This window comes from Pseudoalteromonas luteoviolacea NCIMB 1944, from assembly GCF_001625565.1.
Taxonomy (GTDB): Bacteria; Pseudomonadota; Gammaproteobacteria; order Enterobacterales; family Alteromonadaceae; genus Pseudoalteromonas; species Pseudoalteromonas luteoviolacea_F.
Genome location: NZ_AUXS01000013.1, coordinates 25,995 through 40,849 on the forward strand (window position 1 = coordinate 25,995; position 14,855 = coordinate 40,849).

The 14,855-nt window shown below is 45.1% G+C and carries 11 protein-coding genes; 4 read left to right on the plus strand and 7 right to left on the minus strand.

Annotated elements, in window-relative coordinates; genetic code table 11:
- The first annotated feature begins 150 nt into the window (after nt 1-150).
- Nucleotides 151-1,974, plus strand: a complete 1,824-nt coding sequence (gene typA, locus N483_RS02040; protein ID WP_023398469.1) for a translational GTPase TypA — start codon at nt 151-153, stop codon at nt 1,972-1,974.
- Between the two features lie 62 nt (nt 1,975-2,036).
- Here typA and N483_RS02045 read toward each other — a convergent pair whose 3' ends face one another.
- The 5 genes from N483_RS02045 to N483_RS02065 all read right to left on the minus strand — a co-directional run bounded on the left by N483_RS02045 (nt 2,037) and on the right by N483_RS02065 (nt 9,313).
- Entirely contained in the window at nt 2,037-2,885 is an 849-nt protein-coding gene (locus N483_RS02045) for a chemotaxis signal transduction protein (RefSeq protein WP_023398468.1), read from the minus strand.
- Nucleotides 2,886-2,923: 38 nt separating this feature from the next.
- Nucleotides 2,924-4,033 carry an ABC transporter substrate-binding protein gene (locus tag N483_RS02050; RefSeq protein WP_023398467.1) on the minus strand — a complete coding sequence of 370 codons (1,110 nt, stop codon included), beginning with the start codon at nt 4,031-4,033 and terminating at the stop codon, nt 2,924-2,926.
- Nucleotides 3,999-6,077, minus strand: a complete 2,079-nt coding sequence (locus N483_RS02055; protein ID WP_023398466.1) for a GNAT family N-acetyltransferase — start codon at nt 6,075-6,077, stop codon at nt 3,999-4,001. Before N483_RS02055 ends, N483_RS02050 begins: the two co-directional genes overlap by 35 nt.
- Nucleotides 6,055-8,220: a DNA helicase II gene (uvrD, locus tag N483_RS02060; RefSeq protein ID WP_023398465.1), complete on the minus strand. Its 2,166-nt coding sequence runs from the start codon at nt 8,218-8,220 to the stop codon at nt 6,055-6,057. Before uvrD ends, N483_RS02055 begins: the two co-directional genes overlap by 23 nt.
- Before the next feature lie 151 nt (nt 8,221-8,371).
- Entirely contained in the window at nt 8,372-9,313 is a 942-nt protein-coding gene (locus N483_RS02065; protein WP_023398464.1) for a chemotaxis protein CheV, read from the minus strand.
- Nucleotides 9,314-9,516: 203 nt separating this feature from the next.
- Here N483_RS02065 and N483_RS02070 point away from each other — a divergent pair, with 203 nt between their 5' ends.
- Together N483_RS02070 and N483_RS02075 are read left to right on the plus strand one after the other, a co-directional pair.
- Nucleotides 9,517-10,578: a potassium channel family protein gene (locus N483_RS02070; protein ID WP_023398463.1), complete on the plus strand. Its 1,062-nt coding sequence runs from the start codon at nt 9,517-9,519 to the stop codon at nt 10,576-10,578.
- The gene (locus N483_RS02075; RefSeq protein ID WP_023398462.1) at nt 10,575-10,781 is read left to right on the plus strand and encodes a hypothetical protein; all 207 of its coding nucleotides are present in this window, start codon (nt 10,575-10,577) and stop codon (nt 10,779-10,781) included. Before N483_RS02070 ends, N483_RS02075 begins: the two co-directional genes overlap by 4 nt.
- A 1-nt stretch (nt 10,782) precedes the next feature.
- On the opposite strand, the gene N483_RS02080 is transcribed toward N483_RS02075, so the two are convergent.
- Nucleotides 10,783-11,244 carry an EVE domain-containing protein gene (locus tag N483_RS02080; protein WP_023398461.1) on the minus strand — a complete coding sequence of 154 codons (462 nt, stop codon included), beginning with the start codon at nt 11,242-11,244 and terminating at the stop codon, nt 10,783-10,785.
- 74 nt (nt 11,245-11,318) lie between these two features.
- On the opposite strand from N483_RS02080, the gene tesB reads away from it, so the two are divergent.
- A complete protein-coding gene (gene tesB / locus N483_RS02085) occupies nt 11,319-12,176 on the plus strand; it encodes an acyl-CoA thioesterase II (protein WP_023398460.1) in 858 nt (285 codons plus the stop codon).
- 19 nt (nt 12,177-12,195) lie between these two features.
- Here the strand turns inward: tesB and plsB are convergent, their stop codons facing one another.
- Nucleotides 12,196-14,622 carry a glycerol-3-phosphate 1-O-acyltransferase PlsB gene (gene plsB, locus N483_RS02090; RefSeq protein WP_023398459.1) on the minus strand — a complete coding sequence of 809 codons (2,427 nt, stop codon included), beginning with the start codon at nt 14,620-14,622 and terminating at the stop codon, nt 12,196-12,198.
- Nucleotides 14,623-14,855: the final 233 nt, after the last annotated feature.

The window sequence follows — 14,855 nt, forward strand, 5'->3', positions numbered from 1 at the left end:
AAAGGGGAAAAAAATCCTCTGGATAAACTTTCATCTGTCACATTATTAGGGGATAATACGCGACCTTTAATTGTGGAACGGTATCTTAGGTGCGCAATTTTGCGTGGATCGACTAGGATCACTGAAGGCCAACTTCTCTGAGTAACAGTAATGAGCATTGAAAAGTTAAGAAATATTGCGATTATCGCACACGTTGACCATGGTAAAACTACCCTAGTCGATAAGCTGCTAGAACAGTCTGGCACGTTAGAGACACGCGGTGGCAACGAAGAGCGTGTAATGGATTCAAATGATATTGAGAAAGAGCGTGGTATCACAATCTTGGCGAAAAACACCGCCATTGAGTGGAACGACTACCACATCAATATCGTAGACACCCCGGGACACGCCGACTTTGGTGGTGAAGTAGAACGTGTACTATCAATGGTTGATTCTGTACTTCTACTAGTAGATGCACAAGAAGGCCCTATGCCTCAGACGCGTTTCGTAACGCAAAAAGCATTTGCTCTTGGCCTTAAGCCTATTGTTGTTATCAACAAAATTGACAAGCCAGGCGCACGTCCTGACTGGGTAATGGATCAGGTATTTGACCTATTCGATAACCTAGGTGCAACAGACGAGCAGCTTGACTTCCAAGTTATCTATGCATCAGCAATCAACGGTTGGGCAACGCTTGATTTAGACGAGCCGTCTGACAACATGCAACCTATGTTTGAAGCGATTGTAGAGCAGGTAGAACAGCCAGACGCAGATCCAGCTGGCGACTTCCAAATGCAGATCTCTCAGCTAGACTACAACTCTTACATCGGTGTAATCGGTGTTGGTCGTATCAAGCGCGGTACTGTTAAAGTAAATCAGCAGGTAACGATTGTTGGCGCTGATGGTAAAACACGTAACGGTAAAGTTGGCCAAGTACTGACTTATTTAGGTCTTGACCGTCATGAAGCGCAAGAAGCGCAAGCGGGCGATATCATTGCGATCACAGGTCTAGGTGAACTTAAGATCTCTGATACTGTATGTGATGTAAACGCAGTTGAAGCGCTACCTGCACTGTCTGTTGACGAGCCAACAGTAACGATGACGTTCTCAGTAAACACGTCTCCGTTCTCAGGCCAAGAAGGTAAGTTCGTAACATCACGTAATATCCTTGAGCGTCTTCAAGCTGAGCTTGTACACAACGTAGCACTGCGTGTTGAAGAAACTGACAACCCAGATAGCTTCCGCGTATCAGGTCGTGGTGAACTTCACCTAGGTATCCTAATCGAAAACATGCGTCGTGAAGGTTACGAGCTAGCTGTATCTCGTCCAGAAGTAATTCTTCGTGAAGTAGACGGTCAGTTAGAAGAACCGTACGAAACGGTAACAGTTGACGTCGAAGAAGAGCACCAAGGTTCTATCATGGAACAACTTGGTCTTCGTAAAGCGGAAATGACTGACATGGCACCAGATGGCAAAGGCCGTATCCGTATGGACTTCATGATGCCTTCTCGTGGTCTTATCGGTTTCCAAACTGATTTTATGACGCTGACGTCTGGTTCTGGTCTAATGTACCACACGTTTGATCATTACGGCCCACACAAAGGCGGTAACATTGGTCAGCGTAAGAACGGTGTACTTATCGCAAACGCGGCAGGTAAAGCACTGACTAACGCACTATTCAACCTACAAGACCGTGGTAAGCTATTCATCGGTCACGGTGTTGAAGTATACGAAGGCATGATCATCGGTATTCACGCACGTGATAACGACCTAACAGTTAACGCGCTTAAAGGTAAGCAGCTAACTAACGTTCGTGCATCAGGTACTGATGAAGCGCAAAACCTTGTACCACCTATCGTTATGACACTTGAGCAAGCGCTTGAGTTCATCGATGATGACGAGCTGGTAGAAGTAACGCCTGAAAGCATCCGTATTCGTAAGAAGCTATTGACTGAAAGCGAGCGTAAGCGCGCAAGCCGTCAAGCAAAAGCTTAATTGCTAATACTATAAAAAAACGCCGCTCTGTAGCGGCGTTTTTTGTTTTTAAGCTAATTGCTTTAAAACAAACCGTACTCTTCGGTTTCTTCTGGCGCATAGCCTTGTAGATGTTCTGGCCTAAAAATCGCGCTTGGATCTAACACCAAACTGTGATTATCCCCTTGTTTTATCAATCCCTTCATCATTTTCTTGGTTTGCGGATCAATATCAAAACCAACATTGGTCATTTCATGTAGTGGTTTGATATCTGACGCTTCACAGTGAATGTTATCTTCAACTCTATCGACAAGTAAGCCAATATGCGGTTGTTGTCCATTTTCGGTGGTAAAGACGATGATTGGTTTGTGGTCGAGTATGATTTGATCCCTTGCGGACTCAAACAACCGAATCAACTTTGTAAAGGTGGTGAGCTTCTCTTTGTCTAACAGAGCAATTGCTTGTTCCTTATTACCTTTGCTGCACAGAGATAATATTTCATCTGCTACAGTGTGCAGCCTAGAATGAGGTTCTTCAAAACGCGCCAAAATAGCTTTTAAATCTTCATTGTCTGTTTTAAAGCTATACAGCCACATGCCAAACTCTGATTGTTTGGGGTCTCTGGCTTTGGTGAATGGAACGTCATTGTGCACACTGAGTTCAAGTTCTGCTAGCCATGCTTTTTGGTCCTGCTCTTTTTGTTGTAACAGTTCAACCAAAGACTGGTTGGTTTCATATGATGACTTGTTATTTAAGATTAGGCCCAAATCAAAAATGGGAGTGGGTGTGCCCATATAGTCTTTGACACCTAAAAAGCTTGGGTTGTCATTTGGCAGTGATGTGAGATTGCCCTCGTAGCGCTCAGTTAATAGGATATCTAAAATTTTGAGTGATATTGTTTTTTTTCCTACTCGAAAGTTAATCAGGTCCATGTTCGCCTCAAACAATAGTTGCATGAGCTAAGCATAGATCAATATTTCAAATAAGACCTATATACCTGCCTTTGAGACGTGTTTTTTTGTGGTAATTTGAGAAGGGTTTGCAGCGCCGGGTCGGTCTTTAATGTGCGATCAATAGCAGTGCTTATGCAGTCTGATAATTGAGTTTGCTTACAGTATTGCAAGGCAGTGGTAAACAAGTAAGCATTTACAAACCCTTCGAAAGATTGGTAGCTGATGGGTTTGGCGTGTGCGGTGGCTTGTGCGCGAAATAACGCACAGATTTGGCCTTGGCAGGTTTGAGGATCAGGCAGCACTTCGGTGACCATTATATTGGCAGGTACGGTGATATGCTCGAACAGGGATGCTGAAGAGACGAATGAAACGCTGGTATAGGAGCCTCTAAAGCCAGCTCTATAGGCTTGGTTAATGAATGCAGATAATGGTTCATAAGTACCTATCATTGCAATGGCTGTGACTTGGGTGGTTAATATCTGTGTTAGGGCTTTGGCAACATCATTGGTATTGCGTCTAAAGCGCGCAATCACGACAGGCTCAATCCCTTGGTTTTTGAGCGCTTGACGATGGCTTTTTTCTAGCGTTAGACCAAATTCGTCCGCTTGAATAAAAAGGGCTATGTTTTTGTGTCCTAACTCTTCGACAAGATATTTCACTTGATCCTTGGCTTCATCCAAATAGCTCGCCCGAAGTTTGAAGATCGGAAACCCTGGATTTTGATATAAAAACTCAGCGCCAGTATAAGGCATTAATAACGGCAGTTGGTGCTTTTTTAATATGTCTTTAATAGCATGGGTAGTGGGCGTGCCCATGTTCCCAATGAGGGCATCAACGTTTTGGTGTTTTATTAGATAGTGCGTATTATCGACAGCACGACTTGGTTCATATCCGTCATCTAAAACCAGTAATTTAATATGCGGCTGGCCAGGTCGTTTTTCCCGATTGGCATAATTGAAGTAGAGTTCATGGCCTTGTTTAAGCTGTTGGCCAATATGACTCGCTGGACCGCTCAAAGCGACACTCATTCCCAGTTTTATTGTTGTATTAGGGGAGGTCGCAAAACACAACCATGATTGTAATAGAGCTGTGCTAGTGAGGATCGCTTTTAGAAATAATTTCAGCATAAACTTCCGATAACAGTGACTGATAGACCTGTTGTACTTGTTTCTTAGATTGCAACCTTAGTTTTTGGGGTAATTCTTTTGGCTGATGTCGCTGTAATAATAGTAGAATTACATATTGTTGGGCAATCTTTGACAAGGAATTTATGATGCTAGGTTGTGATTTTATGATCTGCTCTATGAACGGCGCAATTTGTTGCTCATTGGCAAGTTTAGATTTCAGGTAGGTGAGGTGTTTGAGCTGCGAGTCACTGAGACCCTTGTTTGGTGCAGAGCTGAGAAAGCTGCATACCAGTTGCCAAGGAAGTTGTGCATATAATCCACTGAGCGCAAAATACAGCTGATCTGCAAATGTACTCTGTTCTAGCCTGATGTCGATTTGGCTATCTTTATGGACCACCAAGACCGCAAATTCACCACTGGCTTTATCTTGTTTGAAGCCGAGCTTTAACGGCTTAAACCCTAAGTTTTGCCAAAAATCGAGTAAATTCGCTTGCGCGCCAAAACTACTGCCAAAATAACTGACTTTATCGGCAAGTTGGTGCATAGAAAAGCGGATCAAGGCACTGCCAATACCGTGCTTTTGGTGGGATGGTGCCACAGCGATACGTGCAATACGTGCGCCTCGACGAGTGCAAAACTCACTGTTACCCAATAGTTGGCTCAGTTGTTGCGCCATTAAATGACCTGCCGGCCGTCGAGCTCCCAATGCAATTTGGGTGGCCAAGTCGCGATCAAGAGCGCCTTCTAAATTCACCAAGCAAACTGCGACTGGGTGGTTATTTTGAAAGGCCACAAATAAGCGATTACTTGGGCTGTCGAGCAGCTGTCGCAGATCATTAACTGAGGTTTGATAGTGGGCCAATACAAGCAGTGCAAAGACTTGCTCTAGCAATGCCTCATTTTGAATTAACTCTTGGCTGTCGACGTTGAGGTAGTCAATTTGATCTAACTGAGGTGAAAGGGTTGCATACTGACAGTCGAGCGCCAGCAATTGGCGCATATGTTGCTCTAACGGGTCGCCATGGGCGTAACGTATGGGGTCAGCCAAATGCCGATCTAAATAGTCAGGGTGTTGAGCTTTTAGGTAGTCTTGAAAGCGCAATGTATAACCGCGGCCATTGCCTTCGTAGCCAACCAAGGTACTCGCAAAAATCACTCTGGGGTAGTGAGCCAACAACTGTTTTAGGATAGGCACGGGAATGGCCGCCGCTTCATCAACCAACAAAATATCGATTTCAGGCTGTGTGGCCAACACGATATCAGGTGGAATATAGCTCAGCGTACTGACTTGGTTTTGATTTATCTCAGGTGGCGCCAATTCAAGTGCATTGCAAAAGTGGAGGAAGCCATTTTGCACTGCACGGCGCTGCTGGGCACATAAAACGATATTTTTGCCAGCAAACTGTGCTGCTATCAATCCGAGCGCGGCTGACTTGCCTCGACCCCTGTCTGCACTCAATAAGACGGGGGTGTCTGGATGTTGTTGTAAATGGGTGACTATTTGGCTGACAGCTTGAGATTGTGATGTTAAGTTCAGTGTCTGACACGAGGCACTGTAGGTGGTGGGTAATTTGGGTCCACCCTGTTCGCTGAGCAGCCAGCACTGCTGCCGCTGCAAATGGTGTGCTAAGCGTGTCAAAAAGGGACTCTGGTGTGCTTGTTCACCTTCAGATAGCCAGCGTGCTAGTGCTGGATCGCACCATGTTGAAAGTGCTGATAATTCCGGTAGCAATAATACAAGTAGTCCGCCTGCTTTGACTGTGCCTGTGCAAGCTGCCAGTTTGTTGGGAACGATACCGCTGTAGCCATCATACAGAACAAACTCGAACTCTTGACCAAGTATTTGGTGCAAGTGTTGTGGCCATATGGCCCCATGCCAACTGGTATCATCGCTGAGTATCAATTGCTCAGCGGATTGAGCAAGCTGCAAAAAGCAACGCACCCCCCAATCCCTGCTGCCACACAACAGCAGCAATTGACGGTGCCTTGCTGATCTTAACCCCGCCAATTGGGGTTTTAAACTAAATGGCTTGCAGTCTTGCATAAGCCGTTACCAGCCACTTAGTACCCACATCGTCAAAATTGACCTGTATACGGGATTGCGCACCAACCCCTTCGTAATTGAGCACGGTACCTGCGCCAAACTTTGCGTGTAGCACACGTTGCCCTAAGTTGAAGTCACTGTCTTCAAATGCTGCATGGCTGACCGAGGCGCTGAAGCGATTAGTGGTAGCGGGTCTGGATACTTGGGTTTTAATGCGGATCTCTTCAGTGCAGTCTTCAGGCAATTCACGTAAGAATCGAGAGGGGCTATGATACTTTTCCTGGCCATAAAGGCGGCGGCTTTCGGCGTGACTGATATAAAGCTTTTGCATCGCACGTGTCATGCCAACATAACATAGGCGACGCTCTTCCTCTAAACGGCCAGATTCTTCGTGGCTTTGTTGCGATGGGAACATGCCTTCTTCTACCCCCACCATAAATACCAGCGGGAACTCAAGGCCCTTAGCTGAGTGCAGCGTCATCATCTGTACCGCATCTTCGTGCTCGTCGGCTTGCCCTTCGCCAGACTCCAGTGAGGTATAAGCCAAGAAACCTTGCAATGGTGACGTAAACTCTTCTTCAATAGGTAACTCAAACTGACCACAGGCATTGATCAATTCTTCCAAGTTTTCCACGCGTGCGCGGCCCTTTTCGCCTTTTTCTGCTTGATACATGGCCAATAGCCCAGAGTGCTCTATGGTGGTTTTTGCTTGCTCAGCGAGTTCCAACTCGACCAGTTTTTCATCGAGTTGTTCTATCAATTCAATAAAGCGTGTTACGGCCGTTGCAGCGCGTCCAGCTAAGTGTTTTTGCTCAATAACCGCTTTGGCAGCATACCACAGAGGTAGAGACTCATTGCGAGCGCAGTCGCGAATATGGCTCAAAGTTTTGTCACCAATCCCACGCGCAGGTGTATTAATAACACGCTCAAAGGCGGCATCGTCATTGCGATTGCTGATCAGACGCAAATATGACAGGGCGTCTTTGATTTCTTGTCGCTCGAAGAAGCGCATGCCGCCATAAATACGGTATTTGAGTCCCTCTTGCAGAAGTGCCTCTTCCAGTACACGAGATTGGGCGTTGTTTCGGTATAAAATGGCACAGTCTGTCAGCGCGTTACCATCTTGCAGCCAGGACTTAATTTTACCTATGGTGAAGCGTGCTTCGTCTAATTCGTTGAAAGCGGCATAAATTGAGATAGGTTCACCTTGGGTGCCGTCCGTCCAAAGGCTCTTACCCATACGCTCGGAGTTATTTTGAATGAGGGCATTGGATGCTTTCAAAATCGTACCCGTGGAACGGTAGTTTTGCTCAAGGCGAATTGTATCGGCATCAAAGTCTTTTAAGAAGCGTTTAATATTTTCGATTTTTGCGCCACGCCATCCATAAATACTTTGATCGTCGTCACCAACGATCATGATGTTGTTATCGCCACCGGCAAGTAAACGCAGCCATTGATATTGAATGCTGTTTGTATCTTGAAATTCGTCTACCAGCATATGTTTAAAGCGCTGTTGGTAGTGGCGTAGTAAGGTGGGTTGCTGCTGTAGCAATTCATAGCAACGCAGCAATATCTCCGCAAAATCAACTAAACCAGCTCTATCGCAAGCTTCTTGATAGGCGGTATAAACATTGAGCATAAGCTGTTCACTGGCATCATAAGCTTGGATATCTTTGGGACGTAAACCTTCATCTTTTCGCGCGCTGATATACCAGCTCAGCTGTTTTGCAGGCCACTTCTTCTCATCAATGTTCATGGCTTTGAGTAAGCGTCTGATCATGCGCTGTTGATCATCTGAGTCCAATATTTGGAATGACTCTGGCAAGTTTGCTTCGCGGTGATGGGCGCGCAGAATTCGATGAGACAAGCCGTGGAAAGTGCCAATCCACATGCCGCCGACTGGGCTTTGTAGTGTTTCTTCGACACGTGAACGCATCTCTTTGGCGGCTTTATTGGTAAAAGTCACGGCAAAAATGCTGTAGGGGGAGGCGTGTTCTACCTGCATAAGCCACGCGATTCGGTGCACTAACACCCGAGTTTTACCGGAGCCTGCACCCGCCAGAATAAGCATATTGCTCAGTGGTGCAGCAACCGCTTCACGCTGCTTGTCATTTAAGCCATCAAGTAATTCAGATACGTCCATCTTTGCGCCTAATTCGAAAAGTGAGGGCAAAGTATACCTAGCGTCTTATTTAAAGCCCAGTTTTCAAAGTGTAATTTGATAAGGGTGTTAGTTATTTTGTTGAATTTAAAAGAGATTTAATTTTTTATTTACTGTCTTTTTATACAGTTTTTTAGCCTAAAATCTCTTTTAACCGTTTTTGCATTTCTTGGACTAATAAATCGGGCTGAAACTTGGACAGGAATGCATTACACCCGACCTTTTCAACCATGGCTTGGTTGAAGCTGCCGCTCAATGAAGTATTCAATATGACATACAGGTCTTTGAGCCGCTCGTCGTTGCGAATTTCATAGGTGAGCCGATAGCCATCCATCACAGGCATCTCAGCATCTGTGATGACTGCCATGAGTTCTTTGTTAACATCGATGCCTTCATCAGCCCAGTGCTTGAGCAGGTTTAAGGCTTCTTGACCGTCAGTTGCGGGAATGATTTCAATACCAATTTGGGCAAGCGTATCAGATACTTGACGCCGTGCTGTGGGGGAGTCATCTGCATGGAGGATTTTGCGCCCCTTAAACTCACTCAAAATGGTGTTGTCTAGCACCCCATCTGGGATCTCGACATCGTAATCTATTATTTCTGCCAAAACTTTTTCAACGTCAATAATTTCGACGATGTGCTCAGCCCCATCTCGCTGTACTTTCGTTAATGCTGTCAGGTAATGATTGCGGCCAACTGATTTCGGGGTTGGCATAATATCTGACCAAGTCGTATTTACGATGTGATCAACTTTGCCAACTAAAAAGGCTTGGACGGTACGATTGTATTCGGTGATAACCAAGTTGCTGTCATCGTCATACTCTGTGGGAGGCATACAAATGGCTTGGCGCAAATCGATAACTGGGATCGACTCACCGCGAATATTGGTTACCCCTGCCACTTTGGGATGCGCATTGGGCATTTTGTTCAGGTGAGGTAGTTTGACAACTTCTTTAACTTTAAAAACGTTCAATGCAAACAGGTGTCTACTGTGTAAATGAAATAGCAATAATTCAAGTCGGTTTTCACCCACCAACTGTGTGCGTTGATCAACTGAAGCTAACACACCCGCCATACTTTCACCTCGTCATCTAGCTGCTTTTCAAAGTATACACATATAACTGTTAAAATTACGAGTTCTTTACCACAGTAATGCAAAAATGCAATATTTGCTGAAAATTTCTGAATAAATCAACTTTTTCCCATGAAAGCATTGACTTGTTGCTTGACTGATAGATGATGTCATACAGGGATCAATACACAGTTTTGGGATAATAAATGCCGATCGTAATAAAGCGCATGCTGTTACAAATCCAAAATCACATCAATCGCGCCAGTTGGCAAATCCTTGTACTCGCCACAGCATGCCATATGCTGCTGACTTGGGGAATGTTATGGTTTGCAAAAGAGCACGCGCTGTTACCGTTTAGTACCTTTGTTTATTATTATGTTGTGACCACATCGACAGTGGGGTACGGAGACTTCAGCGCGACTACCGAGCTGGGTAGGTGGGCTGTCGCATTGGTGCAAATTCCGTTTGGGCTGGCGCTATTTGGTGTGTTGTTAGGAAAAGTTGGTCAAGAAATTACAATATGGGTAAAAAGAGCAATGAAAGGCGATAAAGATTTCTCTCATTTAAACGATCACATCATCATTTTTGGCTGGCACCCAACGCGCACTGAAAAAATGATCGAGTTTATTCTTGCCGACAACAAACGGATTGAGCGGCGAATTGTACTTGCTGTGCATGAAGACATGGAGCACCCTTTACTGCGTTACCCTCAAGTGGATTTTGTGCGTCTAGCCAGCTTTACTGATGATATTGAACTGTCTCGCACTGCTATCGGCACTGCTGCCAAAGTGATAGTTGACGGCAAAGATGATGATCACACATTTACCACAGCACTCAAGTTGAGCCCAATTGTGCAGTCTAGTGCCCATATCTGTGCTCACTTCATCGATGAAACTAAGGCAGAGCTACTGCGTTTACATTGCGAAAATGTAGAGTGTTCAACGGCCATGTCAGCGGAAATATTGGTGCGTTCTATGCAGGATCCTGGCTCGAGTCGTATTCAAGAAGAATTGTTGTCGACACTGCGTGGCGATACACAGTTTAGTCTGCAAATACCAAGCTCGGTAACGAGCTGTAAGTTTGGCCAATTGTTTATGTTTTTCAAAGAGCATCACAATGCCACCTTACTAGGAGTTGCACACGACAGAAGTGGTCAAAATATGGATCTGAACCCACCGCTCAGTTATGGGCTTACGGGCGGGGATTTTATTCACTATATTGCACCACAACGGGTTTTAGAGAAAGAGGTAGCCTGGGAGCAGTTATGAGCGAATTGATGTTGATGGTGGGGGTTGTGTGTGTTTATCTGGTACCCATTGCTCTGGTTGCAGGCAGTAAACGCTCCAAAGGTCATGAGAAGAACGGTTGGTTAATAGGCACCTTGTTCTTCTCGTGGATTGCCTTGTTGCTATATGTCACCATGATCCCCAAAACAGGGCGAGTAAAACCACGTGGCAAAAAGCATAGTTAGGTCATCTTTTTGACATTTCTACGATGTGGATCCATTCCTGCTCTGTCACTGGCATAATTGAGAGTCTTCCCGCTTTTTTTAGTGCAAGCTCGACAATCGCATCGTCTGCTTTAATCGCTTTGAGTGTCACTGGTGATGAAAGCTGTTCTATAAATTGCACGGTTACACCTATCCACCTTGGATTGTCTGGTGTGGACTTTGGATCATAGTAATCACTGCTGGCATCAAACTGATAGGGGTCCGTTTCAGCAGCTTTGGTTACTTGTGCAATACCTACCACTGCAGGGACTTTGCAACTTGAATGGTAAATAAAGACTTTGTCGCCTACTTGCATTTGATCGCGCATAAAATTGCGCGCTTGGTAGTTGCGGATCCCTTCCCAAAACGTACTTTGTTGTACATCATTTTTCAGGTCGTCGAGAGAATATGCGTCGGGTTCAGTTTTGAATAACCAATAAGCCATTATAAGTACTCAATTAAAAGTAGATTAGTGTATTATTATCACTAATCGCAGTAACTACAATGGTGAGGTAGCGAATGAGTCAGGTTTTACAAAATTTGCTTGATTTATTAAGTTTAGAAGAGATTGAGCAGGGGATTTATCGCGGACAAAGTCAAGACTTGGGCTTTCCTCAGGTTTTTGGCGGGCAAGTGATGGGTCAAGCACTGTCTGCCGCAAAATACACATTGCCTGAAGGCCGTTATATAAACTCATTGCACTCATACTTTTTACGTCCAGGTGATGCGAGCAAGCCTATCGTATATGATGTTGAAAATATTCGTGACGGGCGCAGCTTTAGCACTCGTCGAGTGAGTGCCATCCAGTATGGCAAGCCGATATTTTATATGACTGCGTCTTTTCAAGGCGATGAGCCTGGGCTGTCTCATCAGGCGGAAATGCCTAACGTACCAGAGCCTGAAACACTTAAATCGGCATTACAGTTTTATCAAGACAATGCACATTTGATCCCTGAGGCGTTGAGGCCGAAGTTTACGCAAGAAATGCCCCTCGATATGCGCCCTGTGAACTTTCAAAACCCGTTCCAACCGCAAAAGGCGCAAGCAAAGCGTCATGTGTGGTTTAAAGCTAATGGTAAAATGCCTGACGAAAGGCGGATCCACAATTACTTGTTGGCCTATGCGTCTGATTTCGAGTTTTTGCCTACCGCGCTACAACCTCATGGCTTGTCATTTATGCAGCCCAATATGCAAGTTGCTACGATTGACCACGCAATGTGGTTCCATCGCCCGTTTAGACTGGATGATTGGATGCTTTATAGTGTCGATAGCCCTAGTGCGAGCAATGGAAGAGGTTTGGTGCGTGGACAATTCTTTACCCGCACAGGTGAATTAGTCGCATCGACGATTCAAGAGGGCGTAATGCGCCAACGCTAGTTTGGCGCATTATTCACAGCTACACAGTATCGTTGATAGACTGCCAGATCCGCGCAGGTAGTAACTCAGTAAGAAAAGCTTGCAGCTCTTCCAGCTGTGTTTCTGCCTGGATGGTTTGCTGCTCAGAAATACTGATAAATCTCTGTTCGCGCAGTGCATTTATAAAGCTGCTCAGAACCTTCTTATCGAAGAATTCTGGGCTCTTAATGCCATGTAACGTACCTAAACGGTTGGCCAAAATATCACTCTCACGCTCTAAATCAACACGCTTGATCCCTTGGTTATTGATCACTAAACTGCTGGTAATGGCATAGCGCTCTAATGTTAAATGGCATACCTTGCCAAGCATTTCGAGTTTTGCCAGTGCGCGATTATCTTTGTTGGCTACGGCATTAGTTCCGTCAAAGGTGATCAACTCATGCTGTGCGAAGCTTTCTAATATTTCGTTGATATAGCCATTTCGCATAGGGGTTAAAAACCACTCTTTGGCAAACAGTGGATACAGCGTTTTTAACTTTTGCTCTGCGTCTTTTACACTCATGCTGTAGCGGTTGAAGAGCATTTGGGCCAGCACACTGGGCACCGCAAAAAGGTGTAATATATTGTTGCGGTAATAATTGAATAGGGTGCGTTCTTTTTCCTTAATGGTGATGATCTCACCCAGCCCATCTTGCAAGACATCAAATTTATCAAGCTTTAATGCATGGGCCAGCAGTGCTTCAGCATCTTCATCTGGCTGCGTGATATGCTCGTTGTATTGGGCGTGCTTTTGCAGCGCCAAATAAAAGCGCAGTTGCTCAAGTAGCTTTTGCTTGCTCAGCGCAAATTGCTCGTTGCTGAGTAAGATTGTTGCCAGCACATTAATCACGTTTAGTGCGGCGCTGGCATTGATGTTGGTCATGATCTGATCAGCAACATTTGCCACTTGGCCATTCAGCCAATGGGGCTTGGTTGTCTCATCGGCACTAATATCTTGACGCCAGTCTGGCTGATGTTCATTTAAGTACTGGTTTAGATGTATAGGTTGACCAAAATTAAGGTAGCCACGGCCATAATTACGGAGGTTTTTAATCGCTTTGAAAACCCCAAGAACAGATTCATTCTTCTTATGATTTCCGGCAAGTTCCTTGAGGTAAGTATTGATCTCCATCACATGTTCATAACCAATATAGACTGGCACGATAGAAATTGGCCTATCTATGCCTCTGAGCATAGATTGCATGGTCATGGCTAACATGCCCGTTTTGGGTGGCAATAATCTACCTGTACGGCTGCGTCCACCTTCGGTATAAAACTTCACCGAGTAGCCTTTAATAAATAGCTGGCTCAAGTACTCTTTAAATACGGCTGAGTAGAGTTTGTTGCCTGCAAATGAGCGGCGGATGAAAAAAGCGCCTGAGCGGCGGAAGATCCCCCCTGCTGGGAAAAAGTTGAGATTCACACCTGCCGCAATATGCGGTGGAACAAGACCTTGATGATAGATAACATACGTTAGCAACAGGTAGTCCATATGACTTCTATGACATGGCACATAAATGATCTCGTGACCTTTATCTGCGAGAGTACGGACTTCATCTGCATTTTTTACATCAATTCCGTTGTATAGTTTATTCCACAGCCAAGTGAGCACTCGATCCGCGACGCGCACCATCGCATCGGAATAGTTTGCGGCGATTTCGTCAAGTAACTCCTGAGCATTGAGTCTTGCCTCGTGGTGGCTTAAACCTTTAGCTTTGGCCTCTTCGGCAATGGCTTTTTTAATACTCGGGGCTGCGAGAATAGAATTAAACAGCGCTTCGCGTGACGGCAGTTTAGGACCTGTTGCTGCGAGTTGCTGGCGGCGGAAGTGAACCCGGGCAACGCGCAGTAATTTTTGTGGTAATTCTTCGACATCGGCTTTGTCGTTCATCAGCTGTTCGATGGCGATGGGCGCTGAAAATCGCACTAGATTGTCGCGACCTGAGAACAAAACGACCAGTGCTTTTCGCAACCAACTCGGTGTGAGAGAGTGGCCTAATAATGTTGCCAACCCCGGTTTCTCTTTACCGGGATCCCGGCCCCAAAACACCGATACAGGCAATATTTGTGCTTGTGTTTCTGGGTTAGCTTTCAAAGCGTGAAAGATTTCTTTACTTAATTGCAGCGCATTACTGGGTTTCGCTGATTTTGAAAAAAGTGGCGTTGGGTTTTGCATCGCGATAAAACGCGGTACCTCTGAATTGCCAATCTTTTGCATTTGCATTGGACTCGGTAGCCCCAGTTTTTGGCACATGCGATCAATGGCTGCGAGATCTGAATGTGAGTTTAATCTCGTGACATAAAAAGTTGGCAGGTTTGGATCTAGGTCGAACTGTTCGATCGGGTTTTCTGGCAACAGTTTACTTTTAACTAAAAGCCAATTAGTCCAGCGTGCGAGCACGTTGAGACTTTGGGATATAAAGCGCATACGCAGTACCAAATAGTAATTTTTGCAATAGAATATCAAGGATTAACTGGACTGACCATTGTCCAGTGTGCTCCGTCCCCAGATGTTTGCTACCTTTGTGTATTGGCAGGGTTGCTGATTAGCATGGATCCTGGGTAGCCAATGTGTTGATTAGTATAGTAGATGCACAGTAGAACACATTTATTAATTAGGACGTAGTGACCCTTTATTTCTTTAAGTTGTGACAATAATTT

What these genes read in the sequence shown, in the direction of transcription:
- typA (WP_023398469.1), top strand. Translation starts at nt 151, where the DNA reads ATGAGCATTGAAAAGTTAAGAAATATTGCGATTATCGCACACGTTGAC.
- N483_RS02045 (WP_023398468.1), bottom strand. Translation starts at nt 2,885, where the DNA reads ATGGACCTGATTAACTTTCGAGTAGGAAAAAAAACAATATCACTCAAA.
- N483_RS02050 (WP_023398467.1), bottom strand. Translation starts at nt 4,033, where the DNA reads ATGCTGAAATTATTTCTAAAAGCGATCCTCACTAGCACAGCTCTATTA.
- N483_RS02055 (WP_023398466.1), bottom strand. Translation starts at nt 6,077, where the DNA reads ATGCAAGACTGCAAGCCATTTAGTTTAAAACCCCAATTGGCGGGGTTA.
- uvrD (WP_023398465.1), bottom strand. Translation starts at nt 8,220, where the DNA reads ATGGACGTATCTGAATTACTTGATGGCTTAAATGACAAGCAGCGTGAA.
- N483_RS02065 (WP_023398464.1), bottom strand. Translation starts at nt 9,313, where the DNA reads ATGGCGGGTGTGTTAGCTTCAGTTGATCAACGCACACAGTTGGTGGGT.
- N483_RS02070 (WP_023398463.1), top strand. Translation starts at nt 9,517, where the DNA reads ATGCCGATCGTAATAAAGCGCATGCTGTTACAAATCCAAAATCACATC.
- N483_RS02075 (WP_023398462.1), top strand. Translation starts at nt 10,575, where the DNA reads ATGAGCGAATTGATGTTGATGGTGGGGGTTGTGTGTGTTTATCTGGTA.
- N483_RS02080 (WP_023398461.1), bottom strand. Translation starts at nt 11,244, where the DNA reads ATGGCTTATTGGTTATTCAAAACTGAACCCGACGCATATTCTCTCGAC.
- tesB (WP_023398460.1), top strand. Translation starts at nt 11,319, where the DNA reads ATGAGTCAGGTTTTACAAAATTTGCTTGATTTATTAAGTTTAGAAGAG.
- plsB (WP_023398459.1), bottom strand. Translation starts at nt 14,622, where the DNA reads ATGCGCTTTATATCCCAAAGTCTCAACGTGCTCGCACGCTGGACTAAT.